Genomic DNA, 25425 nt, shown 5'->3' with positions numbered 1-25425 from the left:
TCAGACCTCCCGGCTCTCGAAGTCGATCCGCGGATCGACGGCGGTGTAGGTGAGGTCGGAGATGAGGCTGACGAAGAGGCCCAGCAGCGAGAAGATGTAAAGGGTGCCAAACACGATCGGATAGTCCCGGTCGATCACGCTCTCGAAGCCCAGAAGGCCCAGCCCGTCGAGGTTGAAGATGGTCTCGATCAGGAGCGAGCCTGTGAAGAAGGCGCTGATGAAGGCGCCCGGAAAACCCGCGATGATGATCAGCATCGCATTGCGGAAGATATGCCCGTAAAGCACCTCACGCTCGGACAGGCCCTTCATCCGCGCCGTCATCACGTATTGCTTGCGGATTTCTTCCAGGAACGAGTTCTTGGTGAGGAGCGTGGTGGTGGCGAAGGCGGAGAGCGACAGCGCGATCAGCGGCAGCGTCAGGTGCCAGAAATAGTCGCCGATCTTCTGGTACCAGTTCAGCTGGTCGAAATTGTCCGACGTGAGGCCCGTCAGCGGGAAGATGTTCCAGAACGAGCCGCCGGCAAACAGCACCATCAGGAGGACCGCAAACAGGAAGCCCGGAATGGCGTAGGCAACGATGATGACCCCGCTCGTCCAGATATCGAAAGAGGAGCCGTCCTTCACCGCCTTGCGGATGCCGAGCGGAATCGAGATCGTGTAGGAAATCAGCGTCATCCACAGGCCGAGCGAGATGGAGACCGGCAGTTTGTCGGCAATCAGTTCCAGCACCCCGCGGTCGCGAAAATAGCTCTCGCCAAAGTCGAAGGTGAGGTAGTTGCCGAGCATCAGGCCAAAGCGTTCGATGGGGGGCTTGTCGAAGCCGAACTGCTTTTCGAGTTCGGCAATGAACTCCGGGTCCAGCCCCTGCGCGCCGCGGTAGGTGGAGCCCTCGCCGCCCTGCGCACTGCCGGCAAAATCTCCCGACGCGGTGCCGCCCGACACCCGCGCCGTGGCCGCGACATCAGTGCCGCGGATCTGCGCGACCACCTTGTCCACCGGGCCGCCGGGGGCAAACTGCACGATGGCGAACGAGATCAGCATGATCCCGAAGATGGTCGGGAACATCAGAAGGATGCGGCGAAAGATATAAGCGCCCATGGTTTTCAGGCGTCCTTTGCCCACCAGGTGGTTTCCACCGGCAGGTCATATTTTGGTTTCGTTTCAGGGATACCGAACTGGTCCCAGTAGGCAACCTTGTGCGTGCCACTGTACCACTGGGGCACCCAATAGTGACCCACACGCAGCACGCGGTCCAGCGCGCGGGCGGCCGTGACCATCTCGTCACGGGTCGGCGCGGTGATCATGGTCTGGACCAGCGCGTCGACCACCGGGTCGGAAATACCGGCAAGGTTGTACGAACCTTCCGTTTTCGCAGCCGCCGAAGTCCAGAACTCGCGGATGCTCTCGCCCGGCGTCGGCGCCAGCGACAGACGCTGGATCGCAAGGTCGAAGTCGAACGATTTGGTGCGCGACTGGTACTGCGCGGATTCCACCACGCGCAGCGTGACCTCCACCCCGAGAAGGCCAAGCCGCGTGGCGAAAGGTTGCAGGATCTTGTCCCAGTAGGGCTGGGCGTAGAGAAACTCGACGGTCAGCCGCTCGCCGTCGGCATTGACGAGACCGCTGCCATCGCGCTCCCAGCCGGCTTCCTTCAGGAGCCGCGCGCCTTCGCGCAAGGGGGCGCGGTCGCGGCCGGACCCATCGGTCTGCGGCGGCAGCCAGGCGGGGCCGAACGCTTCGGCCGGGATCTGGTCGCGGAAGGGCTCCAGCAGCGCCAGCTCCGCCGGGTCCGGGTCGCCGGTCGCCATCATGTCCGAATTCATGAAGAACGAGACCGTGCGGTCGTAGAGGCCGTAGAAGATGTTCTCGTTGGTCCACTCGAAGTCGAATGCGGTGCCGAGCGCCTGGCGGGTGCGCGGGTCCGCGAACTTCTTGCGCCGCGTGTTGATGAACATGCCCTGCGCGCCGGACGGGCGCTGGTCCGGGAATGTGCGCTTGAGGACGCGGCCGTCCTCGATGGCGGGAAAGTTGTATTCGGTTGCCCAGGTCTTTGAGGTGAACTCCTCGCGGAAGGTGATGTCACCCTTCTTGAACGCCTCGAACCCGGTGATCCGCTCGCGGAAGAAGTCCACGCGCACGCTGTCGAAATTGTTGTGGCCGACGCGCGAAGGCACGTTGGTGCTCCAGTCATCCGGCCGGCGGTCGAACACCACGTAGCGCCCTGCCCGGTAATCGCCGACCGTGTAGGCGCCAGAGGTCACGGGAACCGTGAGGGTGGCATCCTCGATGTCGTTGGCGGTGTAATAGGCCTTGGAGATGATCGGGATCTCCGCCGAAACCAGCGGCGGCAGGCGGTTGGAGGTCCCGTCCCTGAAGGTGATGCGCGCCGAAAGCGGGGTTTCGACATCGACCTTCTCCACGCCGCTCAGGAGCTGGCGCAGCAGCGGGTGGCCCTTTTTGCCAAGCGTCTCGTAGGTGAACGCCACGTCTTCGGCGGTGATGGTGCTGCCGTCGGAAAAGGTGGCATCCTCACGCAGCCGGAACGTGTAGGCCCGCCCGTCGACAACGACGCTTTCGGCAATCAGCGGATAGACCGCATCCGGCTCGTCAAGGTTGCGCGTCATCAAAGCCGCGTGGGTGAGTTCCATGAACGCCGGAGAATCGCCACGCAAGATCAGCATGTTGAAGGTGTTGAACGTGATCGGGTTCTGGTTGGTGGTCCAGCGCGACGGGGTGAGATTGATGCGGCCTTGCTTGGGCGCATCCGGGTTCACGTAGGAGAAGTGCTTGAAGTCGGCGCCATATTGCGGCGCTCCGAAAACGCTGAGTGCGTGGCGCGGGCCGGCCCCAGCCACCGTGGCCCCGGCTGCGCCCGCCTCCGAACTTGCCTGCGCAAGGACAAGGTCCGGATGGGCGGCGAGCGCCGCTGCACCGGACAGCACCAGCACGCGCCGGCGGGTGAGCCCCGTCATGACCGGTCCTGAACGCTGGCGGCCTTGGCTTCATCCCACCACCAGATCGTCGGGAAACCGACCGTGTAGGGCGGGATCGCATCGGGATGGCCGAACCGGTCCCAACGCGCCGTGCGGATCATGTGGCTGGCGAACTGCGGCACGATATAATCGTTGTGGAGGAGCACCCGGTCGAGCGCGCGCGTCGCGGCGACCAGCGTTGCCCGGTCCGGCGCTGTGATCAGGACGTCGATCAGCTTATCCACCGCCTCGTTCTTGATGCCGGCAAAGTTCTGCGACTGCGGACGATCGGCAGCCTCCGAGCCCCAGAAATCCAGCTGCTCGTTGCCCGGCGAAAGGGACTGGCCGTAGGGCAGCACCGTCATCTCGAAGTCGAAATTGCGCAGGCGGTTCAGATATTGCGAGGTGTCGACAATGCGCAGGCTGAGCGCCACGCCGATGCGCGCAAGGCTCTGCTGATAGGGCAGCACGACCCGTTCCATCGTCGGCGAATTCTCGATCAGCTCGATGGTGAATTGCTCGCCCGTTTCCGAGCTGACCATCTTGCCGCCATCGATTTCGTAACCGGCTTCCTTGAACAGGCGAACGGCCTCGCGCGCGTTGTTGCGCACGTTCTGCGGCGTGCCGTTGACCGGGTTTTCGTAGGGCTCGGTGAACACTTCGGGCGGCACCAAGTCGCGCACGCCTTCGAGAATCTCCAGCTCCTGGCCTTCCGGCAGGCCGGAGGCGGCAAGCTCCGTGCCGTGGAAGTAGGAGTTGATGCGCTCGTACTGGCCATAGAAGATCGTGTCGCGTTGCGCCTCGAAATCATAAAGGAGGTTGAGCGCGCGGCGCACCCGCTGGTCCTGGAATTTCGGCAGGCGCAGGTTCATCACGAAGCCCTGCATCACCCCGCGCGCCTCGTCCGGAAATTCTTCCAAAATGACGGCGCCGCGCTTGCGGGCCGGGAAATCGTAGCCGGTTGCCCAGTTCTTGGCGCTGTTTTCCATACGGAAATCGTACTGATCGCCCTTGAAGGCTTCCAGAAGGACGGTCTGATCGCGGTAGGTGTCGTAGCGGACGGTATCGAAATTGTTGGTGCCGATGTTCACCGGCAGGTCGGCGCCCCAATAGTCCGGCACGCGCTCATATTCGATGAAGCGGTTGGGTTCGAAGCGGGCAATCTTGTACGGGCCGGAGCCGAGCGGCGGCTCCAGCGTGCCGGACATGATGTCCCGCGGGCCACCGGGCCCCTCGCCCGTCCACCAGTGCTTGGGCAGGATCTGGAGCTGGCCGACAATGTGCGGCAGCTCCTTGTTGCCGGCCCGCGCAAACTCGAACCGGACGATGTTGTCTCCCATGTCGCGAACTTCGGCCACGTCCTTGTAATAGAAGGCGCGGGTGGGGTCGGCCTGCTTCGTGACGTCCATCGACCAGACGACATCCTCGGCAGTGATTGGTGTGCCGTCGTGCCACCGGGCTTCGGGACGGAGCCTGTATTCGACCCACGCATAATCGTCAGGGTAGCGGACCGCACCGGCCAGGAGGCCGTACATGCCGGAAATGTCCACCTCATCGAACGACGTGGTCATCAGCGTGTCGTAGGTGAGCGCGGCGCCGGGGGCCGGGTTGCCGCGCTGCAGGACGGGATTGAAGCTGTCGAACCCGGAGGGGTCGGCAAGCCGTACACGGCCACCCTTCGGCGCATCCGGGTTCACATAGTCGAAGTGAGCGAAATCTTCGGGGTAGCGCGGTTCTTCCGACAGGGACGACGCATGGTGCCAGACCGGCTCGCCAGCGCTCTGCGCAAGGGCGGCGCCGGGCATGGCCGTGGCAAGGGTTGCCAAAAGCGCGGCTGTGGCCGCCAGCATCGTGGCACGCATGTCACACCTCTCGTTAGATCCGCGGGACAGCTTATCGGCGCTTTGGTGCGGTGCAACCCGTGGATGGTGAGGCTAACCGAGATGTAATCGCCTGTCCCCGTTCCCGTGCGGCCCGCATGCGCGCTTTGGAGCTGCCGGCGGAATGGGAGACGTGCCCGCAATGCCGGGTTTGGCCGCCAGATTCTGTTGCGGCCTGCTCGGCATGAGCAACTGCGGATGTTGGGTTTCGGAATTCCTCCGCCGCGGGATCAAGGCCGATGCCGATTGCCGGCTCTGGCCGGCGGGCGGAAAGGTCGCAGACCGGGGCTGCGCGTTTGCCAGCGGGCGCGCGATGCGCCCGCCGGCAACACCAGCTCAGTTGGTGGTTGCGGTCGCGCTGGCAGGCCGGTTCGGGTTCACGATTTCGACCGTTGCCGAACGGCCCGGCTGGATCGTTACGCGGCTGTTGGCGGCCGGGGCCTCGGTTTCATCAGCGGTGCTGGCCTCGGTCGCTGCTGCCGGGGTTGCTGCCTCTTCGGCAGCCGGGACCGCAGCGTCGACTGTGGCCGGGGCCACTGCTGTGTCGACGGGTGCAACCTCTGTTGCCGGAGCGGCAGCTTCGTCTGCCGCGGCCGGCGCAGCGGCTTCGTCTGCCGCCGGCGTGACGGCAGCGCCAGCAGGTGCCGCTTCCTCTGCCGGGGCAGCGTCTTCGGTGGTGGCCGCTTCCGGCGTGGCGACTTCGGCCGGAGCGACAGGCGCCACTGTCGACGGCGCGGCCGTCAGCGTGGACGGCGCAGGCGCCACCTCGGCGCCAGCATCCGCCGGAGCACTCGCCTGCTCAGTCGGCTCCACGGTCTCGACCGCAGCGTCGGTCTCGGGTGCGGCTTCGGCCGGTGCAGCGGCTTCAGGCGCGGCGGGTGCCGCTTCTGCCGGTGCCGCTGCGGTCGGCGCTGCCGCATCGACTGCCGCCGGGACGATCGGCCCGGCTTCGGGCGAGATCGAGTGCAGCCACTTGATGATCGCGGCGCGTTGCGCCTCGTCCTTCACGCCGGCAAACGCCATCTTCGTGCCGGGCACCACTTCCATGGGGGCTTCAAGATAGGTGTTCAGCGCTTCGATGTCCCAGTGGCTGGCTTCCTCGGCGTGGGCGGTCATTGCGGGGGAATAGGGGAACCCTTCCGCCGATGCCACCGCGCGGCCGTAGACACCATGGATGTTGGGCCCGAGCTTGTGGGCCGCGCCGTCCTCCACCGAGTGGCAGGCAAGGCAGACCGCAGCGTTCGCAAGGCCATCCTCGGCGCTGGCGTCGAGCACCATCTGGGTGAACGGATCGTCGGACGTGACCGCCGCCGAATCGTCCATGGCGGGCTCAGCCGAAACCGCCTCTTCGGCGGCGGCAGGGTCGGCACCGACGGCGTCAGCCGGAATTTCCGGCTCGGCTGCGGGCGGCTCGGGGAGCGCAGGCGCGTTCGGCGAAATGCTCTTCAGATACGCGACAACGTCGGCGCGCTGCGCATCGTCCTTGATGCCGGCATAACCCATGGCGGTGCCGGGCACCCAAGCCTGCGGGTTCTCGAGGAAGCCATCCAGTTCCTCGTAGGTCCATGCGGGGGCTTCCTCGGCATGGGTCTTCATTGCGGCGGAATAGTTGAAGCCTTCAACGGACGCCATGTCACGACCGACGACGTCGTGAAGGTGCGGGCCGATGCCGTTGGCGCCACCATCCTCGAAATTGTGGCACGCCTGGCAGACGCGAACCGCGCTTTCGCCCTTGGCAGGGTCGGCGCTGGCAAGGAGGACGGCGAAGGGCGTCTCGGTCGCCTCCTCGTCCTGCATGGTCTCTTCCTGCTCGGCGATGGCGACCTCATAGGCCGGGTCATAAAGTGGCTCTTCATCGAAGATGATCTCCGACAGAACGCTGAGTCCCATCCCCAACACCAATGCGGCCAGCACGGCGCCGATGATCTTATTTAGCTCGAAGGCGTTCATTCCCGCTCAAATCCCTGCTTCGGGCAGGCGCCGGGCATCCGGGCGCCCCCCTCTTTCACCTAGCCGTGCTTCTACGCTATGTGCCGCAACGGCAGAACCCGGCAAGCTATAAAAGCCGAGACCCCCGCCAGCAAATGAGACACCAGCGCACACGAAGCGTTTCACATCCCGCTCGCGCGCACCTTGCGCAAGGTCAGGACGACAATTTTTGCCCTTCACTCCACGCCAACGTGGCCTTATCGCCACACTTCCCAGCACCACCCACGAGCGGACAGCACCATGAATACGAATGGACCGCTGACGGTCGCCTATCAAGGCGAACCCGGCGCCAACTCGCATATTGCGGTTAACGAGGTCTACCCCGAAGCGACCCCGGTGGCGATGCCGACGTTCGAGGACTGCTTTGCGGCAGTCGAGCATGGAACCGCCGACTTTGCGATGATTCCCATCGAAAATTCGGTCGCGGGCCGGGTGGCCGACATCCACACGCTGTTGCCCTCCTCTGCCGTTCACTTCATCGGCGAGCATTTCCTGCCCGTGCGCCATCAACTGCTGGGTCTTGCTGGCGCGGAGCTTGCTGACATCACCACCGTGCGAAGCCATGTGCAAGCACTCGGCCAGTGCCGCGCCCGGCTGCGCAGCATGGGTCTCACACCGCGCGTCGCTGCCGATACCGCAGGCTCGGCGCGGGAAATTGCCGAACTCGGCGACAAGAGCCAGGCCGCCATCGCCTCCCGCCTTGCCGCCGAAATCTACGGCCTCAAGGTGCTGCAGGGCGATATAGAGGATGAAGCGCACAACACCACACGGTTCGTCATTGTCGCCCGCGACGCCGTGACGCCGCCGAAGGACACCCCGTCGATGACGTCGGTGCTGTTCCGGGTGCGCAACGTACCGGCGGCGCTCTACAAGGCGATGGGCGGGTTTGCGACCAATGGCGTGAACATCGTGAAGCTGGAGAGCTACCAGCTGGGCGGAAAATTCTTCGCGACGCTGTTTTACGCCGACATCGAGGGACACCCCGAGGACCCCAACGTCGCCCTCGCGCTGGAAGAACTGCGCTTCTTCTCGGCCGAACTCCGCCTCCTCGGCACCTACCCGGCCGCCCCGTTCCGCGATACCATTCGCGAGCCCGCCGAAAACGCCGCCCTTCGCCCCTCCCCGCGCCTATAGCGGGCGCGGTGCTGCGGCCGCTGGCTGCGCCGCAGCACCAGCGAATCAGGCATTGTTCAGCCTTGTGCGTCGGCGCCGTCCAGCACCGGCGCGCCATGCTCGGCGTAGGCGCGCAAAAGGTGGTGCGCGATGGCAATGGCCGGCGGCGCGCCATACGTTGCGTGCGTGCGGTCCAGCATCGGGCCAATGTCGGCCCGGTCGAACCAGCGCACATCTTCCAGCTCCGGATCGCGCGGCTCGATTACCGTCGAGGTGGCCTGCGCGAAACAGCCGATCATGATCGAAGACGGAAACGGCCATGGCTGGCTGGCATGATAGACGACGCGGCTGGTCTTGATGCCGGCCTCCTCCCAGATTTCGCGGCGGACGGCAGCCTCGATGGTCTCGCCCGGCTCCATGAAGCCTGCAAGGGAGGAATACATGCCGGGCAGAAAGCGCGCCTGACGGCCCAGCAGGCACCGCTCGCCATCCACCGCCAGCATGATCACCACCGGATCGGTGCGCGGAAAATGGTGCGTGCCGCAGTTGCTGCAATCGCGCCGCATGCCCGCCTGACCGGCCGTCGTCGCGGCTCCGCAGCGGGCACAAAAGCCGTGAGTGGCGTGCCAGCCTAGAATGCTGCGCCCCTGCGCGGCTGCGCCCAGAAGCGGTGACGGCAACCGCCCGTCGACGGCCAGCGCCCGCAGATTGTGGGCGATGAAGCGGTTCTCGTCCGGCGCTGCCGGCAAGGGGGTCGCGAACAGCGGGCCGTCATCGCCGATGCCCAGAAACAGCGCGCTGTCCCAGTCGCCGCCAAGCGCGGCTGCTTCATCGCGGGTAAACAGGGCGCCATGGCCCTCCCCCTCCTGCGTGACGAGCTGATCGTCGTGAAACAGCATGGTCCGGCCGGCCGGATCGGCGCGGACGCTTTCGATGAACGGGGCATCGTCCCGGCGCTCGGACATCCGGTCGAGCCGGTTATCGCCGAAGCCGATGGCAGCGGAATGGTCACGGGGGGGATATGTCAGCATGGCGAAGCTCTTAGCGCGGCGCGCGGCGGTTGGCGAGATGGAACCCGATTAACGGCAAGATGCTGTCATCAAGGCAAACGGTCCTGTAAGCATTTGCGCTGGCGGTGTGCACGCGCAAAGCGGGCCGGGCGCGCGAACGGAAGAAAACACCATGGATGATCGGAAGACTCTGGTTCTCACCGGCGCGAGCCGCGGCATCGGCCATGCATCGGTGAAACGGTTTTCCACAGCCGGATGGAGAATAATTACCTGCTCGCGCCAGCCTTTCGCGGGCGACAAATGTCCCTGGCCCGCCGGCGAGGAAGACCACATCCAGGTGGACCTGTCGGACCCCGAAAATCTCGGCAGCGCCATTGCCGAGATCCGCGACCGGCTGGAGGCCAACGGCGGGCGGCTCGATGCGCTGGTCAACAATGCCGGCATCAGCCCCAAGGGCGACGGCGGCGCACGGCTCAATTCCATCGACACGCCGATGCACCTCTGGCGCACGGTGTTTCAGGTGAATTTCTTCGCGCCGATCATGCTGGCGCGCGGCTTGCGGCGCGAACTGCAATATGCCGGCGGTTCGGTGGTCAACGTGTCGTCCATTGCCGGCACCCGCGTCCACCCGTTCGCCGGCACCGCGTATGCCACGTCCAAGGCCGCGCTCGCCTCGCTGACGCGCGAGATGGCCGCCGACTTCGGCCCCCTTGGCGTCCGCGTGAACGCCATTGCGCCCGGCGAGATCGATACCGCAATCCTGTCGCCCGGCACCGAGGACATGGTGGTGGACATTCCGCTGCGCCGGCTCGGGTCCCCGGCGGAGGTGGCCGAGCTGATCTTCTTCCTCTGCACCGCCCCCTCCAGCTACATTTCGGGCGCGGAAATTCACGTCAACGGCGGCCAGCACGTCTGACGGCCAAGGCTCTTGCCGGGGCATCGAGCTTGCCTCGCCGCACGCCTCCAGCCCTGCGGCCTAGCCCTTGGCACCCCGTTTGCCGGCGCCCAGCAGCACGGCAGCCTCGCCATCCAGCGGCCAGCGCGAGCGCACCCGTGCGGTCGGCGCCAGTGCAGTGCCGGCCGCCTCGGTCTCGATGGCGGCGTAGGCGATCATCGCGCCATTGTCGGTGCACAGTGCCAGCGGCGGGGCGATGAATGGCGCGCCGGCGCGCGTCGCAACCCGCTCCAGCGCCGCCCGGATCACCCCGTTGGCCGCAACGCCGCCCACCGTCACCAGCGCGGACGGTGCCGCCTCCACCACCTCGGCAAACGCATCCATGGCCCGCCGCGCTTTTTTCTCCAGAAGCCTCGCGACAGTGAACTGGAAGCCGGCGCAGATATCGGCGACATCCTGATCGGTGAGCGGGGCTGTCTTCTGTGCCGCAAGGCGCACGGCGGTCTTGAGGCCCGAAAAAGAAAGATCGCACCCGGCACGTTTTTGCAGCGGGACCGGAAAATCGAAACGATGGGGGTCGCCGGATCGCGCAGCTTCTTCCACCGCCGGACCGCCGGGATAGCCAAGGCCGAGGAGCTTGGCCGTCTTGTCGAACGCCTCGCCCGCCGCATCGTCGATGGTGCCGCCGAGCCGGTGATACTGACCCGGCCCCGCCACTGCGACAAATTGAGCATGCCCGCCGGAGAGGAGCGCCACGCAGTACGGAAAGGCGATGCCGTGCGTCAGCCGCGGCGTCAGCACATGGCCTTCGAGGTGGTTGACGGGCACGAACGGCACCCCCGCACCAAACGCCGCCGCCTTGCCGAACGTCGCCCCCACCAGCAACCCGCCCAGGAGGCCCGGGCCGATTGTGGCCGCCACCGCGGTGATATCGGACAGAACAACCCCGGCTTCGGCCAGGGCCGCGGCGGCAACGGCCTCGATGGTGTCGGCGTGGGCGCGCGCGGCAATTTCGGGCACCACGCCGCCGAAATGGGCGTGAAGGTCCACCTGGCTCCGGATCACATCGGACCGGATTGCCGCCTGGCCGGGCGTGCCTGAAACCACAGCCACGGCGCATTCGTCACAACTCGTCTCGATCCCGAGCACCAAGGCTTCCGCCGCGGCGGGGCGTTTACTATGCTCCAAAGCCTCACTCACCCTTTCTCCGGACGTTTCGTGACCAAAATTCGCATCGGCACCCGCGGCAGCCCCCTTGCCCTCGCCCAGGCCAACATGGTCGCGGCGGCGCTTCACAGCCAGGCAGGGGTCGACCCCGATGACACGGAAATCGTGATCATCAAGGTCATCGGCGATCAGATCCTCGACCGCTCCCTTGCCGAAGTCGGCGGTAAAGGGCTGTTCGTCAAGGAAATCCAGACCGCGCTGATCGAGAACCGGATCGATTGCGCCGTCCACAGCGCCAAGGATCTGGAAACGATCCTGCCCGCCCCGCTCACCCTCGGCGCATTCCTGCCGCGCGAGGATGTGCGGGACGCCTTCATCGGCCGCGGCGGCGTGATGTTCAAGGACCTGCCGCAGGGCGCTGTGGTCGGCACCGCCTCGCTGCGCCGGCAGGCGCTGGTGAAACGCGCGCGGCCGGACCTGCGCTGCGAGGTTCTCAGGGGCAATGTGCAGACCCGCCTTGCCAAGCTTGAGGCCGGCGATTGCGACGCGACGCTTCTGGCGCTGGCGGGCCTCAAGCGGCTCGGCAACGAGGCCGTCGCCACCGAGATCATGGGCATTGACATTTTTCCGCCCGCGCTGGCGCAAGGGGCGATCGCCATCGAGATGCGCCGCGACGATGACCGGATGATCGAGGCGCTGGACAAGCTCAACCACCCGGACACCGAGGTTGCGGTGTCCGCCGAGCGCGGCTTTCTGGCAGCGCTCGACGGCTCGTGCCGCACGCCGATTGCGGGTCTTGGCACAGTCGACGGTGACCGGATTGCGCTGAGCGCCATGGTGGCGCTGCCGGACGGATCGCGCGTGGAATCGATCGAGGGCGCGGCCAGCCGGGCCGACGCCGCCGAAATGGGGTTCGAGACCGGCAAGATGCTGCGCGAGCGCATCGGAGAATTCTTCTTCGACGGCTGGTTGTGATTTTCACCGTCGCCGTCACCCGCCCCGAACCCCAGGCGTCGGAAACGGCGCAGCGGCTCCGGGCACGCGGCGACACCGTGGTGAAGGCACCGTTGATGGAGGCCGTTGCGCATGACGGGTTCGGCACGGCAGACGGGATCGGCACGCTGGCGCTCACGAGCCGCACCGCCGCGCGGCTTCTCGCCGGCGCCCCATCGTTCCATCACCTCCCCGTCTTGTGCGTGGGCGATGCCACCCGGCGCGAGGCGCTGGCCGCCGGGGCCACCCGCGTCACCAGCGTCGACGGCGATGTGGACGACCTTCTCGGCGCCCTCCTTGGCGGCACCGCAGAGCCCATCGTCCACCTCTCCGGCGCCGACCAGCGCGGCGACCTGACCGGGAAGCTGACCGCAGCGGGCCTTCGTGCCGAACGGCGCGTGATCTACGCTATGCGGCCCGTGTCCGCGCTGCCGGCCTGCAACGAGCCGCTCGATGCGGTGCTGCTCTATTCGCCCCGCACGGCTGCCATCTATGCCCGCCTTGCGACACTGCCGCCTTGGCGGAGCGCACCGTGCGTTGCCCTGTCGGCGGCGGTGTCGGACGCGCTGCCGGAGCCGGGTGCTGCCGCCATTGCCAAAGCGCCCACCGAAGCTGCGCTGCTGGAGGCACTCGACCGTCTGCGTGCGGGCGCACGCGCCTGATGGTGCGGCTTCTCATCCTCCTTGCGGTGCTGTTCGGCGCTGCCACCGTTGCCGCCTTTCTGGCCGACAACCCCGGCACCATCACCTATCGCTGGGGGGAGACCGCCGGCACCTTGTCCACCACCGAGGCCGCTGCGCTGGCGCTTGGCGCGGCCGTCGCGCTCCTCCTCATGGCTGAAGTCGCCAAGGCGATGTGGCGGCTGCCGCGCACCATCCGGCGCCGCCGGGACAATGCACGGGCGGCGCGCACAGCGCGGGCGCTCTCCGCCGGCGTTCTGGCGATCGGCACCGGGCATGCGCGCGCTGCAAGCCGTGCCGCGGCGGATGCGCTGGCCGCTGCCCCGGCCGAGCCGCTGGCGCACTTCGTTGCCGCACAGGCAGCGCAGCTTTCCGGCGACAGCGCCGCCGCACGGCAGCATTTTCTGGCGCTGGCCGAGGTGCCGGAGACGCGCGCCCTCGGGCTGCGCGGCCTCACCGTCGAGGCCGAGCGCGCTGGCGACCTTGCGGCCATGCGCACCCTTGCGGCCGATGCGCTGGCCCACGACCCGGCCCTGCACTGGGCCGCCGAAACCAGTTTCACCGCCGCAGCCGCCGCGGGCGATTTTCCCGCAGCGCTGGCGCAGCTGGAAACCAACCACCGCAACAAGCTGGTGGATCGCGCCGCCCACAGGCGCCTGCGCGCCGTTCTTCTCACTGCCGAAGCGATGACCCTCCCCCGCGCGGAAGCTGCCCGTTCGCTGGCGCTGGAAGCCCACAACCTCGCCAAGGACTTCGTGCCTGCCGCGCTGATTGCGGCCAGCGCCGTCGCCACGAAGAACCGGCGCCAAGCCGCTTCGATCCTGATCGAGACCTACCGCCTCTCGCCCCATCCGGACGTGTTTCGCGCAGCGCTCGATCTGGAAGCCGGTCCCGCGGGCGAACGGCTGAAGCGCGCGCGCACCTTCGCGGGCGCGCGGCCCGAGCATATCGAAAGCGCGCTCGGCCTTGCCCGCGCCGCGCTTTCGGCCCGCGAGCCGGAACTGGCACGCGAAACCATCGCCCCGCACCTTGCCGGGGCGACCCAGCGCGTGTGCATCCTGATGGCCGAGCTGGAGGCGCTGGCGCCCGGCGACGAGGGCCGCGTGCGCGACTGGCTCGCCCGTGCCGTGCGCGCCCCCAAGGACCCCGTATGGTTTGCCGACGGGGTGACCGCGAAAGCATGGGCGCCGGTCTCGCCCGTTACAGGCCGGCTGGATGCGTTTGTCTGGCGCGTGCCGCCCACCCTTGGCGAACCGCCGGTCCCGGCCGTGGATTTCCCCGCGCCACTGGCACAGCCGCCCGCGCAGCCTTCGCTGGACGACCAGAACGCTGACGATACGCAGCGGATGATACCCGGCCCCTCCGTTCCGCTCACCTGAGGGCCGGTCAGTCCTCCATCAGCCACCGCCGGCCGGCAGAGCGGGTTGCCACCTCGGCCGCGAAGGGGTCTTCGCCATGAACGCGCCACGCAATGCGCTCCTCGCTCAGAGTCAGCATGGCGTAGGCCCCTGAGCCGACCGGATGCGTCGCCGCCGAATCGGTGGCTGATTGCAATGTGATGTGCGGCTGGCCCGACACCAGCGACAGCGAATTCCAGTGGACGTGGCCGGCAATCGCCACCAGGGGCACGGTTGCGCCCAGAAGCACCTGCCGCAAGGCCCCCGCCTCCTGATAGGCCGAGCGCTCCGGCTTCTTCGAGAAATACGGATTCTCGGCGACGTTCTGGCCCGAAAGCGGGATGTGGCTGGCCACCACCAGCGGCCGGTCGGCGCGCCGGATCGTGTCGGCCAGAAAATCGAGGTCGCCCTCCTTCAGATGAAACAGGCCCTTCCGGCGACGGGCTCGTGCGCGAAACAGGACGAGCCGCCACCCGCCATAATCGGCGCAGGCGTGGCCGAGCGTCTGGCCGAGAATTTCGGCATTATCCGCCACGGACAGGTTCTTCACGTCGTGGTTGCCGCAGATATGGTGGACGGGGCGATCGAACCGCCGGAAGATGGCAGCGACCTCGGCGGCTCTTGCGGCATCGTCCGCCCCTTCGCCTGTAATGCGATCACCAAGGTCGACCGCCGCATCCGGCATCTCGTACGCCACGAACGCCTTGAACTGCGCAAGCCGGTCCAGCGCCTCGGCGCCGCGGCGGGTGGGTCCGTCCGAGCCGTGGTGAAGATCCGAAACGAAGGCGATCCTTGTCGTCATTGCCGCTCCTGCCCGCCTGTACCTCTGGGTCTTCTGGCTGCGCGAATGGCGGGCTCATTGTCAAACGCTGGTGCCCATCACATCTGCCAGACGGTCGACAGGGCCGCCGATACGGCGCTATCGAAGTGGCCAAAGGGAGAGAATGCATGGACCACACCGACCTTTACATTGACGGCGCTTTCCGCCCGGCTTCCGACGGCGGCCGCTTCGACGTTCTCAACCCCGCCGACGAGACCGTGCTTGCCTCCGTCGCATCCGCCACCACGGCCGACGCGGACGCGGCGCTGGACGCCGCCGGCGCCGCCTTCGCGGAGTGGGCCGGACGCACCCCGCGTGCCCGCAGCCAGATCCTGCGCCGTGCATTCGAGCTGATGACGGAACGGATCGACGAGTTCGCCCGCCTCATCACGCTCGAAAACGGCAAAGCGCTCTCCGACGCAAAGGGCGAAGCGGCCTACGCTGCCGAATTCTTCCGCTGGTACGCCGAGGAGGCCGTGCGCGCCGAGGGCCACCTTGGCCACGCCCCGGCGTCCGGCGCCCGCATTCTCGTCCACCAGAAGCCTGCCGGCATTGCCGTTCTCGTCACCCCGTGGAATTTTCCCGCCGCGATGGGCACGCGGAAGATTGCGCCGGCGCTGGCGGCGGGCTGCCCCGTCATCATCAAGCCGGCCTCCGAAACGCCCCTCACCATGCTGGCGCTGATGCCGCTTCTTGAAGAGGCCGGCGTGCCGAAGGGCATCGTCAACGTGCTTCCCAGCCGCTCGTCGGGCACCATTGTCGCCCGGATGATGGGCGACCCGCGTGTGCGCGTGATTTCGTTCACCGGCTCCACCGAGGTGGGCCGCAAACTCCTTCACACCGCAGCCGACACCATCCTCAAGCCGGCCATGGAGCTGGGCGGCAACGCGCCGTTCATCGTGTTCGAGGATGCCGACCTTGAAGCGGCGGCCGACGGGCTGATGGTCGCCAAGATGCGCAATGGCGGCGAGGCCTGCACCGCAGCCAACCGCATCTATGTGCACAAGGCGGTGGAAGAGCGCTTCACCGAGATCTTCACCGCCAAGATGGCCGCATTGAAGATGGGCAACGGGCTCGATGACGGCGTTGGCCTTGGCCCCCTCGTCAACGCCGACACGCGCGACAAGGTGGCGGGCTTTGTGGACGATGCCGTTGCCAAGGGCGCAACGGTCCGCCTCGGCGGCGAGCGCCCCGGCGGAACGGGGTTCTACTATCCGGCAACCGTGCTGACCGGCATCACCCCGAACGCGCTTCTGGTGGATGACGAAATCTTCGGTCCGGTGGCCGCCATCCAGACCTTCGACGACGAGGCGGACGTGATCGCCCGCGCCAACGACACCGAATATGGTCTGGTCGCCTACCTCTATACCGGCGATTTCAAGCGCGGGCTGAAAGTTTCCGAAACGCTGGACTACGGCATGATCGGCCTCAATCGCGGGCTGGTTTCGGACCCGGCGGCACCGTTCGGCGGCACCAAGCAATCCGGCCTCGGGCGCGAAGGCGGCAAGGAAGGCATGGCCGAGTTCATGGAAACCCAGTATATCTCGGCCGCCTGGTAGGGTGCCGGTTGACGCAGGCGCTGAGCCGGTTAACGGTTCGGCGCCGGGTCGACGCGCACCGCGCGCGCTTCCGCACCGCCCCATTCCCCCGCGCCGGACTGACTGAAACTGCGATGGATCTTGCCTCCGCCACGATTGCCGTCATCGGCCTCGGCTATGTCGGTCTGCCGGTTGCGGCAGCCTTCGGCCAGCACCGCACCACAATCGGCTTCGACCACAACAAGGCCCGCATCGACGCGCTGAACGGCGGCCACGACGCCACCGGCGAGGTGAGCGCCGACGAACTCGGCGCGGCGACCCACCTCACCTTGACGGCCGACGCGGCCGACCTTGCCGCCGCCTCGGTCTTCATCATTGCGGTGCCGACACCGGTGGACGGCGCCAAGCGGCCGGACCTCGGGGCACTCAAGGCAGCGTCCCGCGCCGTGGGCGCCGCCATGCGCGAAGGGGCCGTGGTCATCTACGAATCGACGGTGTTTCCGGGCTGTACGCGCGATGTGTGTGCACCGATCCTCGCCGCCGCATCCGGCCTGACGCTGGATGAGACGTTCTTTCTCGGCTACAGCCCCGAGCGCGCCAACCCCGGCGACCGGACACACCGCCTCTCCACCATCACCAAGGTGACCGCCGGATCGACACCCGAGGCGGCTGAGGCGATCGACGCGCTCTACCGCGAGATCGTGCCGGCCGGCACCCATCTTGCGCCGTCGCTCGAGGTGGCGGAGGCGGCCAAGGTGATCGAGAATACCCAGCGTGACGTCAACATCGCGCTGATGAACGAGCTTGCCATCGTCTTCCACAAGCTGGGGCTCGACACGGGCGAGGTTCTGGCGGCAGCCGGCACCAAGTGGAATTTCCTGCCATTTCGCCCTGGTCTCGTCGGGGGCCACTGTATCGGCGTCGATCCCTATTATCTCACCCACCGCGCGCAGGAGGTGGGCCACCACCCCGAGGTGATCCTCGCCGGCCGCCGCATCAACGACGGCATGGGCGCCCACATCGTCGACCGCGTGGCGCGACTGATGATGCGCAAGCGGCTGCCCGTGGTCGGCTCTAAAATTCTGGTGATGGGCCTCGCCTTCAAGGAAAACTGCCCCGACATCCGCAACAGCCGCGTGACCGACATTGTGGCCGAGCTGACCGCGCTCCACGCCGACGTCGACGTGTGGGACCCGTGGGTCGATCCGGCGGAAGCCGAGCGCGAATATGGCCTCACCGTCCGGCAGGATGCCCCGCCGCCGGGCTACGATGCGATGATCCTCGCGGTCGCGCACACCGCGTTCAGCGAAATCGGCGCTTCCGGCATTCGTGCGCTCGGCGCGCCGGGCGCGGTGTTCTTCGACGTGAAATCCCTGTTTGAAAAGGGTCAGTCCGATGGCCGACTCTGAAATGCCGCAGACCGTTCTGGTCACGGGGGTCGCCGGCTTCATCGGCTTCCATGTGGCGCGAACGCTGTTGTCCCGCGGCGTTCGGGTGATCGGCGCCGATATCGTCAACGCCTACTATGACGTGTCGTTGAAAGAGGCGCGGCTCGACGAGCTTGAGAAGACCGCGGCCAGCACGGACGGCTCGTTCGACTTCCACCGGATCGACCTTGCCGAGATCGACGCCGTGGCGCGGCTCTTTTCGGACAATGCGTTCGACCGGGTGATCCATCTGGCTGCGCAGGCCGGGGTGCGGCATTCGCTGGAACATCCTCACGCGTATGTGCAGTCGAACCTCATCGCGTTCACCAACATCCTCGAAGGGTGCCGGCACACGGGGGTGAAGCACCTCACCTACGCGTCCACCTCCTCGGTCTATGGCGCCAACACCAGCCTGCCCTTCCGCGAAGGTGACAGCGCCAGCCACCCCCTCCAGTTTTACGCCGCCACCAAGCGCGCCAACGAGCTGATGGCGCACAGCTACAGCCACCTCTTCCGGTTGCCGACCACGGGTCTGCGCTTCTTCACCGTCTACGGGCCCTGGGGCCGGCCGGACATGGCGCTGTTCAAGTTCACCAAGGCCATTCTGGCGGGCGAACCCATCGAAGTGTTCAACCACGGCAACCACACGCGTGACTTCACGTATGTGGACGATATCGTCGCCGGGATCCTGGCCGCCAGCGACAAGCCGGCCACCCCGGACCCCGAGTGGCAGTCGGACGATCCGGACCCTGCCACGTCCAACGCGCCGTTCCGCATCTACAACATCGGCAACAACGCGCCGGCCAAGCTGTCTGCCTATATTGCCGCCATCGAGGAAACGCTGGGGCAAGCTGCGCAGCAGACACTGTTGCCGCTCCAGCCGGGAGATGCACCCGACACTTACGCCGATACCACCCGGCTGGAAGCCGCGACCGGCATCCGCCCCAGCACGACCATCGACACCGGCGTGCGCCGCTTTGTGGACTGGTACCGCGCCTATTACGGAGTGTGATCGCGTATTGGCGCCGGGATTGTTGACGAATGTCACAATTGCCGGCCTGTGAGCGTCAAACGTTGACTCGACCGCACGTCGCCGGTTGCCGGTTCTTGTGATTGGATATAAATTTACCACGTATAAGGTACTGGTCGCTTAGGTTCGAGCAGGCGTAACCCCGCCAGCCACCACGGCCCCAGCCCTCACGAACGGGATCACCATGCTCCACCGTCAGCGGCTCGACGATGTCGTCGACCGCTTCAACATCATCGAACAACGCATGGCGTCCGGTCCGGCGCCGGACGAATTCGTCGCGCTTTCGCGCGAGTACGCCGAGCTTGAACCGTTGGTGGCGATGGTCAACGCACTGCGCAACGCCGAAACGGAGCTGAAGGGCGTCAACGAGATGCTGGCGACCGGCGGCGAGCTTGCGGAGCTTGCGCAGGAGGAAAAGCCCACCCTGGTCGAGAAGGTGGAGGCGTTGACCGACGAGATCCGCCTCTCGCTCCTGCCCAAGGACGAGGCTGACGGCAAATCGGCAATTTTGGAAGTGCGCGCCGGCACCGGCGGCGACGAAGCGGCTCTCTTCGCCGGAGACCTTTTTCGCATGTACGAAAAACTTGCCGCCGAGCACCGCTGGAAGGTGGAAGTGATGAGCCTGTCGGAGGGCGAATCGGGCGGCTTCAAGGAAGTGATTGCGGCCGTGCGCGGCGACGGCGTGTTCGCGCGGCTGAAATATGAGTCCGGCGTCCACCGGGTCCAGCGCGTGCCGAGCACCGAAAGCCAGGGCCGCATCCACACCTCCGCCGCGACGGTTGCGGTTCTGCCCGAGGCCGAGGACGTCGACATCGACATTCCCGCCGGTGACATCCGCATCGACACCATGCGCGCCTCGGGTGCCGGCGGACAGCACGTCAACACCACCGATTCGGCGGTTCGCATCACTCACCTGCCCACCGGGATCGTGGTCACGTCGTCGGAAAAATCGCAGCATCAGAACCGCGCTCGCGCCATGGAAGTGCTGCGGGCACGGCTTTACGACCTCCACCGGCAGACCGCCGATGACGCCCGTGCGGCCGACCGCAAGACCCAGGTCGGCTCCGGGGACAGGTCCGAGCGAATTCGAACGTATAATTTCCCTCAGGGTCGGGTCTCCGACCACCGCATCAACCTGACGCTCTACAAGCTCGATGAGATCCTTTCCGGTCCCGGTCTAGATGAAGTAATCGATGCCCTTGCCACAGATCACCAGACCCGCCTCCTCGCAGACGCCGATGCTTGAGCACGGCGGGCACGAGATCGAACTGCAGACGCTCTATACGAGCGTCAAGAACGCCTTTCGCGAGGCGGGACTGCCGACGCCCGACCTTGATGCCCGCCTGCTCGTCACCGAAACGCTGGGCGTGTCCACCGCACAGCTGATCGCCAACCCCCGCCGCAAGATCGCCCCCGATCTTGCCCGCGAACTCCACGAGAAGGCGAAGGCGCGTCTTGCCGGCCAGTCCATCGGCCGCATCCTTGGCCGGCGCGCATTCTGGTCGCTGGACCTTCGGGTCAGCCCGCACACGCTGGAACCCCGGCCCGAAACTGAAACCGTGGTGGAGCTTGCGCTTGCGGCTCTGACCGAGATTGCCCCGCCCGTCCTCGTCGCGGATCTTGGCGTTGGCACCGGGGCGATCCTCCTGTCGATCCTGTCGGAACGGCTTGATGCGCGCGGCGTCGGCGTGGATGTATCGGAGCTTGCGCTGCGCCAGGCCGCGCGCAACGCCGAGCGGCACAATCTGGCCGACCGCACGCTGTTCGTTCAGAGCGATTTCGGCGCAGCGCTGGCGCCGGTGTTCGACCTTGTGGTGTCGAACCCGCCCTACATCGCCACGGCAGACATCGAACAGCTCGATGCAACCGTGCGTGACTACGATCCTCGCCTGGCGCTTGATGGCGGCATCGACGGGCTGGATTGCTATCGCACAGTCTTCCGTCAGGCCGGGTCCATGTTGAGAAAAAATGGTCGCTTGATCGTCGAGATCGATCCGCGCGCGCACGACATTGTTGTCGATGAAGCAGCGCGGCATGGTCTGATCCACCTGGCAAGCGCGGACGACTTGTCCGGCCGTCCGCGGGCCGTGTCGCTCGGTGCGCCACGGTCATGATTGCCTTCAAGCATGAAAAGTTGCGGAATAATGCGCAATTAAGTCTTGGAAAGGAATCGAGGAACCGCTAACGTATCTGCGTTGGCCGAGGGTCGCGCCACTGCAGCCAGACCCCTCGCGTGCCAGTCCTCCGGTAGGGCGAACGAAATTTAGTCCCTTCGCGGGACAACGTAATCTTAGACGCCTGCAGGCGAACAACGGTCCAAAAGGGCCGAGCCGTGATTCGTTTGCGCGGCATTCCCTGCGGGAATCTTGGATCGGTGCGCTGCTGCAGCGGTGCCCGGGACTGTGCGGTCCTCTTCAGTCTGACCGCCCGCCCGGCACAACTGTGTCACCGCGCCGGGTAATGGACCGCCTGCACGGCGTTTACCGGGTTCCGGTACAATGCCACGGCACGGGCCGAGTTTTCGGAGAATTGCATTGCGATGCTCCGCCACACCGGTTGGGAAATCTGGCAAAACGCAATCGCGCAGCGTCAGAAGCATCCGGTTTTAAGGAAACGGTTAAGACGTCCGCCCTCAAGACATGTTCCGGTCGCCGTATCGTGTGTCCCGGACGAGAGAGCCAATGAGACCCAACAGTTCAAACAAGCGTCCGCGTGGCCGCAATCGGAGCAAGAACAGCAACCCGCTGTCGCGCTCCTATGAATCCAACGGGCCTGATGTAAAAATCCGGGGCAGCGCGTTGCAGGTGGCGGATAAATACGCCCAGCTCGCCCGCGATTCGCAGTCGTCCGGCGACCGTGTTCAAGCCGAAAACTACCTTCAGCACGCCGAGCATTATTACCGGATCGTCGCGTCGGCTTACGAGCAGAGCAACCAGCAGGCCCCGCGCGAACAGCAGCGCGAACCCGGCGAACGCAACCGATTCGACGACCGTCAGCCCTACCGCACCAACGAACAGCCGAACATCAACGGCTTCGACGGTGTCGAGGAAGACGACGAAGGCGTGCGCAGCGCGCTGCGGTTCAACGGAAATGGCAACGGCAATGGCAACAACGCCAGCCATGACGATGATGACGGCGACGACGAGCAGAACGCAGCACCGCAGCAGGAGCCCGCGCCCAAACCCAGCACGAGCCGCCGCCGCCCGGCCAAGACCGCCCGTCCTGTCGAAGACAGTGCCGACACCAGCGACGAACAACCCATCGTCGAACCGGTGATTGACGCTGCAGCAGGCACCGAGGCCAGCGAAGAGACCGAAGCGCCGAAGCCCAAGCGCCGCGCCCGCTCGACGACACGGCGTCCCCGCGCCCCGCGCCGTACCGACGACGCCGAGTCCGCAGACGCCACCGCCGAACAGCAGCCGAGCTGAGGCAACGAAGCCCGCGCAGGACCGAGCCGCACCCGCCAATATGGCCGGTGCGGCTTTTTTGTGCGCGCCCCGGCAAGCCGCCCCGCCAACAATGGCTGCCACCGCACACTGCGCGTGCACCTGCGGCATAGATTTAAGACTTGCTCGAAAATTGGGCGTGTAGATACTGGTCAGGCCGGTAAAGCCAGTTGACCGCACCGGCGCCAACATCGAGCGCCCGAATGATGACAGAATCGACCGCGTTGCCGTCTGAACCAGCTCCGCGCGAGCCGGTGTTGCTGAAGGCTGCGCGAATTGGACTGACCGTGTTGCGCCGGCTGATCGACGTTATCGCCATCGTCTTGTTTTCGTACATGACAGTTGCCATCGCCGCTCAGATCGCCGGCCGCTACGTTTTCAACTTCTCCATCGCGTGGACCGAAGAAACCGCCACGTTTGCGCAGATCTGGCTCGTTCTTCTGGGCGCCGGCATTGCCATGCGAAACCGCCAGCACGTCGGGATCGACATTCTGGTTTCCCGCTGCCCGCCCATGGTGCAGCGCCTGGCACAGGGCACCGCCTTTCTCCTCGGCACGTGGCTCCTCCTCGTCATCATCGTCAGCAGCTTCGGCATGCTGTCCATCGGGATGATCGTGAAGTCGCCCGCGCTGCGGCTGCCGCTTGCAATTCCCTATGCCGCACTTCCCGTAGGCGTGAGCTACTTCCTGCTCGAATTCGCGATTGCGACCCTGCCGACGCTGATTGACCCTTCCAAGCGCCTGTCCACCGTGGAGGTCGGCGAATGAGTCTCGCGTTCGGGGGCTTCCTCCTCCTCATCTTCTCCGGCCTCCCCATCGTCTTCGCGCTCGGCGTCGCGGCCCTCCTCACCATCGTGATGATGACTGACACGCCGCTCGTCATTGTCGCCCAGCGCCTTTATGGCGGCATCAACTCCTTCCCGCTGATGGCGATCCCGTTCTTCGTCGCGGCCGGCGTCATCATGGCAGCGGGCGGCATTGCGCGGCGCTTCGTGGACCTTTCCGCGGCGCTGGTGGGGTGGATCACCGGCAGCCTCTTTCTGGTTGCCATCGTCACCGGCACCGGCCTTGCCGCCATATCCGGCTCCGGCTCCGCCGACACCGCCGCCGTCGGCTCCATCCTGTCGCCGGAAATGAAGAAGCGCGGCTACGACATCGACATGGCCGCCTCCATCATCGCGGCCTCCGGCGCGCTCGCGCCCATCATTCCGCCGTCGATCATCATGGTGGTGGTGGCGATCACCTCCAACCTTTCCATCGGCGCCATGTTCCTCGGCGGCATCGTGCCCGGCCTTCTCATTGCGCTGGCGCTCGGCATCACCGCCTATGTGTTCGCCCGGCGCGGCGGCGATGCGTACCGCGATTCGGAGCCCTTCTCGCGCGCTCGGCTCGGCCGCGCCTTCGTCGATGCGCTGCCCGCGCTCACTCTGCCCTTCATTATTGTCGGCGGCATTGTCGGCGGCATTTTCACCGCAACGGAAGCGGCCTGCGTGGCGGTGATCGTGACGCTGATCGTCTCGCTGTTCGTCTACCGCGAGATCGGGTTGAGGGACATTCCGCCGCTGATCCTCAAGTCGGTATCCATCTCCGCGGCAGTGCTGATGATTGTCGCCACCGCCAGCATCTTCTCCTGGATCATCGCCAGCCTTGGCGCCACGCAGATGCTGGACAGCTGGCTCCGCTCCCTGACCAGCGATCCGGTGATCTTCCTCCTCATCGTCAACCTGCTTTTGCTGATCGTCGGCATGTTCATGGAGAGCATCTCGGCGATCCTGATCATCCTGCCGGTGCTGATGCCGATTGCGGTGAGCTACGGGATCGACCCCGTGCAGTTCGGCGTGATGGCAACGCTCAACCTGTCCATCGGCGTCATCACACCGCCCTACGGCATCTGCCTCTACGTGGCCGCGATGGTTTCCGGCCGGACCGTGGAGCAGGTCTCCGGTCGGATCTGGATCCTCTTGATCCCGATGATCGCGGTGCTGGCGCTGGTCTCCTACGTGCCGGCCATCGTGCTTGCGCTGCCCCGCGTGTTCTTCCCGTGACGCGCCGCCGAAACACCCAACATCTCCCAACAACCAGCGAGCCATTCATGAAACACATCGCGTTCTCCACCCTCGTCGCGACGGGGCTTGCCCTCGGCGCAACCGGGGCCTTTGCCCAGGACATCGTCATCAAGGCCGGGCACACCAACGTCGCCGGCAGCATTCAGGACATGGGCCTGCAGAAGCTGCGCGACCTTCTGGAAGAAAAGACCGACGGCAAGGCCACCATCGAGATCTTCCCCAACGGTCAGATCGGCGACGAAGCACAGCTGGTCGAAGGCGTGCTCCTCGGCACCGTCGAGATGGCGATGACCTCCAACTCGGTCCTCTCCAACTACGTCAGCGATCTGCGCGTCCTCGACATGCCGTTCATGTTCGAGAACATCATGGCGATGAGCGATGCGGTCGAGCAGCCCGCCGCCAAGGAAGCCATGCAGGCTGCCTCTGAAAGCGCCGGCTTCGAGCTGATCGGCACCTACTCCTCCGGCATCCGCCACATGATGACGAAGAAGCCCATCGAGAGCTTTGCCGACGTGGAGGGCCTGAAGCTGCGCACCATGCAGGTGCCGATGCACGTCTCCACCTGGCGCGCGTTCGGGGCCAACCCCACCCCGCTCGCCTACGCCGAGCTTTATGGCGCGCTGCAGTCGGGCGTGGTCGACGGCGCCGAGGGTGCAACGTCGGATTACAACGCACAGAAATTCTACGAGGTCGCGAGCGACTTTGCGCTGGTCGGCTGGCTGAACCTGACGGCGCAGATCGTCATGAACGAGGCCAAGTTCAACGAACTGCCGGAAGACGTGAGGGCCGCCCTTATGGAAGCTGGCGAAGAGTCGGCCCTCTGGCAGCGCAAGTACGTCGTCGAGCAGGAAGAGCCGCTGCTGGCCGAGCTTGAAGGCAAGGGCGTGACCATCACCAAGCCCGCGCTCGCCGACTTCCGCGAGAAGGCCAAGCCGCTTTACGAAGAGTTCCTGGAGACCGACAGCCAGAAGACGCTGTTCGAGACCCTCAGCCAATAATCGAA

Annotated in this window: 21 protein-coding genes; 14 read left to right on the top strand and 7 right to left on the bottom strand. The window is 66.0% G+C overall.

All coding sequences use genetic code 11. The annotated features are described in order from the left end of the window. The 4 genes from RDV64_RS15910 to RDV64_RS15895 form a co-directional block, all read right to left on the bottom strand. Nucleotides 1-1098 carry a microcin C ABC transporter permease YejB gene (locus tag RDV64_RS15910; RefSeq protein WP_309199523.1) on the bottom strand — a complete coding sequence of 366 codons (1098 nt, stop codon included), beginning with the start codon at nt 1096-1098 and terminating at the stop codon, nt 1-3. Between the two features lie 5 nt (nt 1099-1103). Next, nucleotides 1104-2972, bottom strand: a complete 1869-nt coding sequence (locus RDV64_RS15905) for an extracellular solute-binding protein (RefSeq protein WP_309195900.1) — start codon at nt 2970-2972, stop codon at nt 1104-1106. Next, a complete protein-coding gene (locus RDV64_RS15900) occupies nt 2969-4834 on the bottom strand; it encodes an extracellular solute-binding protein (protein WP_309195899.1) in 1866 nt (621 codons plus the stop codon). Before RDV64_RS15900 ends, RDV64_RS15905 begins: the two co-directional genes overlap by 4 nt. 354 nt (nt 4835-5188) lie before the next feature. After that, the gene (locus RDV64_RS15895) at nt 5189-6802 is read right to left on the bottom strand and encodes a c-type cytochrome (protein WP_309195898.1); all 1614 of its coding nucleotides are present in this window, start codon (nt 6800-6802) and stop codon (nt 5189-5191) included. Nucleotides 6803-7081: 279 nt separating this feature from the next. On the opposite strand from RDV64_RS15895, the gene RDV64_RS15890 reads away from it, so the two are divergent. Beyond that, nucleotides 7082-7975, top strand: a complete 894-nt coding sequence (locus RDV64_RS15890; RefSeq protein ID WP_309195897.1) for a prephenate dehydratase — start codon at nt 7082-7084, stop codon at nt 7973-7975. Between the two features lie 56 nt (nt 7976-8031). Here RDV64_RS15890 and nudC read toward each other — a convergent pair whose 3' ends face one another. Beyond that, nucleotides 8032-8985 (bottom strand): NAD(+) diphosphatase, encoded by a 954-nt coding sequence (gene nudC / locus RDV64_RS15885; protein WP_309195896.1) that lies wholly within the window; start codon nt 8983-8985, stop codon nt 8032-8034. A gap of 151 nt (nt 8986-9136) precedes the next feature. Here nudC and RDV64_RS15880 point away from each other — a divergent pair, with 151 nt between their 5' ends. Next, nucleotides 9137-9880, top strand: coding sequence for an SDR family oxidoreductase (locus RDV64_RS15880; protein WP_309195895.1), 744 nt, complete (start codon nt 9137-9139; stop codon nt 9878-9880). Nucleotides 9881-9940: 60 nt separating this feature from the next. On the opposite strand, the gene tsaD is transcribed toward RDV64_RS15880, so the two are convergent. Continuing rightward, nucleotides 9941-11059 carry a tRNA (adenosine(37)-N6)-threonylcarbamoyltransferase complex transferase subunit TsaD gene (gene tsaD / locus RDV64_RS15875; RefSeq protein WP_309195894.1) on the bottom strand — a complete coding sequence of 373 codons (1119 nt, stop codon included), beginning with the start codon at nt 11057-11059 and terminating at the stop codon, nt 9941-9943. Between the two features lie 75 nt (nt 11060-11134). Here tsaD and hemC point away from each other — a divergent pair, with 75 nt between their 5' ends. The 3 genes from hemC to RDV64_RS15860 are packed head-to-tail and all read left to right on the top strand — an operon-like array spanning nt 11135 to nt 14078. Next, the gene (gene hemC / locus RDV64_RS15870; protein WP_375143835.1) at nt 11135-12001 is read left to right on the top strand and encodes a hydroxymethylbilane synthase; all 867 of its coding nucleotides are present in this window, start codon (nt 11135-11137) and stop codon (nt 11999-12001) included. Further along, nucleotides 11998-12681: a uroporphyrinogen-III synthase gene (locus RDV64_RS15865; RefSeq protein WP_309195892.1), complete on the top strand. Its 684-nt coding sequence runs from the start codon at nt 11998-12000 to the stop codon at nt 12679-12681. The genes hemC and RDV64_RS15865 overlap by 4 nt, the downstream gene beginning before the upstream one ends. Next, nucleotides 12681-14078 carry a heme biosynthesis HemY N-terminal domain-containing protein gene (locus tag RDV64_RS15860; protein ID WP_309195891.1) on the top strand — a complete coding sequence of 466 codons (1398 nt, stop codon included), beginning with the start codon at nt 12681-12683 and terminating at the stop codon, nt 14076-14078. The genes RDV64_RS15865 and RDV64_RS15860 overlap by 1 nt, the downstream gene beginning before the upstream one ends. A gap of 7 nt (nt 14079-14085) precedes the next feature. Here RDV64_RS15860 and RDV64_RS15855 read toward each other — a convergent pair whose 3' ends face one another. Further along, nucleotides 14086-14898 carry a metallophosphoesterase gene (locus RDV64_RS15855; protein WP_309195890.1) on the bottom strand — a complete coding sequence of 271 codons (813 nt, stop codon included), beginning with the start codon at nt 14896-14898 and terminating at the stop codon, nt 14086-14088. A 146-nt stretch (nt 14899-15044) separates the two neighbouring features. On the opposite strand from RDV64_RS15855, the gene RDV64_RS15850 reads away from it, so the two are divergent. From RDV64_RS15850 to RDV64_RS15810, 9 genes are all read left to right on the top strand, one after another. Continuing rightward, nucleotides 15045-16475: an NAD-dependent succinate-semialdehyde dehydrogenase gene (locus RDV64_RS15850; RefSeq protein WP_309195889.1), complete on the top strand. Its 1431-nt coding sequence runs from the start codon at nt 15045-15047 to the stop codon at nt 16473-16475. Between the two features lie 113 nt (nt 16476-16588). After that, a complete protein-coding gene (locus RDV64_RS15845; RefSeq protein WP_309195888.1) occupies nt 16589-17863 on the top strand; it encodes a nucleotide sugar dehydrogenase in 1275 nt (424 codons plus the stop codon). Next, nucleotides 17850-18893: an NAD-dependent epimerase gene (locus RDV64_RS15840; protein ID WP_309195887.1), complete on the top strand. Its 1044-nt coding sequence runs from the start codon at nt 17850-17852 to the stop codon at nt 18891-18893. Before RDV64_RS15845 ends, RDV64_RS15840 begins: the two co-directional genes overlap by 14 nt. A 196-nt stretch (nt 18894-19089) precedes the next feature. Further along, a complete protein-coding gene (gene prfA / locus RDV64_RS15835; RefSeq protein WP_309199522.1) occupies nt 19090-20157 on the top strand; it encodes a peptide chain release factor 1 in 1068 nt (355 codons plus the stop codon). Then, nucleotides 20150-21025, top strand: a complete 876-nt coding sequence (gene prmC, locus RDV64_RS15830) for a peptide chain release factor N(5)-glutamine methyltransferase (protein ID WP_309195886.1) — start codon at nt 20150-20152, stop codon at nt 21023-21025. Before prfA ends, prmC begins: the two co-directional genes overlap by 8 nt. Before the next feature lie 567 nt (nt 21026-21592). After that, complete coding sequence (locus RDV64_RS15825) at nt 21593-22339, top strand: DUF4167 domain-containing protein (RefSeq protein ID WP_309195885.1); 747 nt, start codon at nt 21593-21595, stop codon at nt 22337-22339. Nucleotides 22340-22560: 221 nt separating this feature from the next. Further along, nucleotides 22561-23124: a TRAP transporter small permease gene (locus RDV64_RS15820; RefSeq protein WP_309195884.1), complete on the top strand. Its 564-nt coding sequence runs from the start codon at nt 22561-22563 to the stop codon at nt 23122-23124. After that, nucleotides 23121-24401: a TRAP transporter large permease gene (locus tag RDV64_RS15815; RefSeq protein ID WP_309195883.1), complete on the top strand. Its 1281-nt coding sequence runs from the start codon at nt 23121-23123 to the stop codon at nt 24399-24401. Before RDV64_RS15820 ends, RDV64_RS15815 begins: the two co-directional genes overlap by 4 nt. A 47-nt stretch (nt 24402-24448) precedes the next feature. Further along, nucleotides 24449-25420 carry a TRAP transporter substrate-binding protein gene (locus tag RDV64_RS15810; RefSeq protein WP_309195882.1) on the top strand — a complete coding sequence of 324 codons (972 nt, stop codon included), beginning with the start codon at nt 24449-24451 and terminating at the stop codon, nt 25418-25420. Nucleotides 25421-25425: the final 5 nt, after the last annotated feature.

The sequence above is a fragment of the Acuticoccus sp. MNP-M23 genome, from assembly GCF_031195445.1.
Classification (GTDB): Bacteria; Pseudomonadota; Alphaproteobacteria; order Rhizobiales; family Amorphaceae; genus Acuticoccus.
Note: the sequence above shows the minus strand (reverse complement) of the source record. Positions and strands in the feature narration are given on the sequence as shown.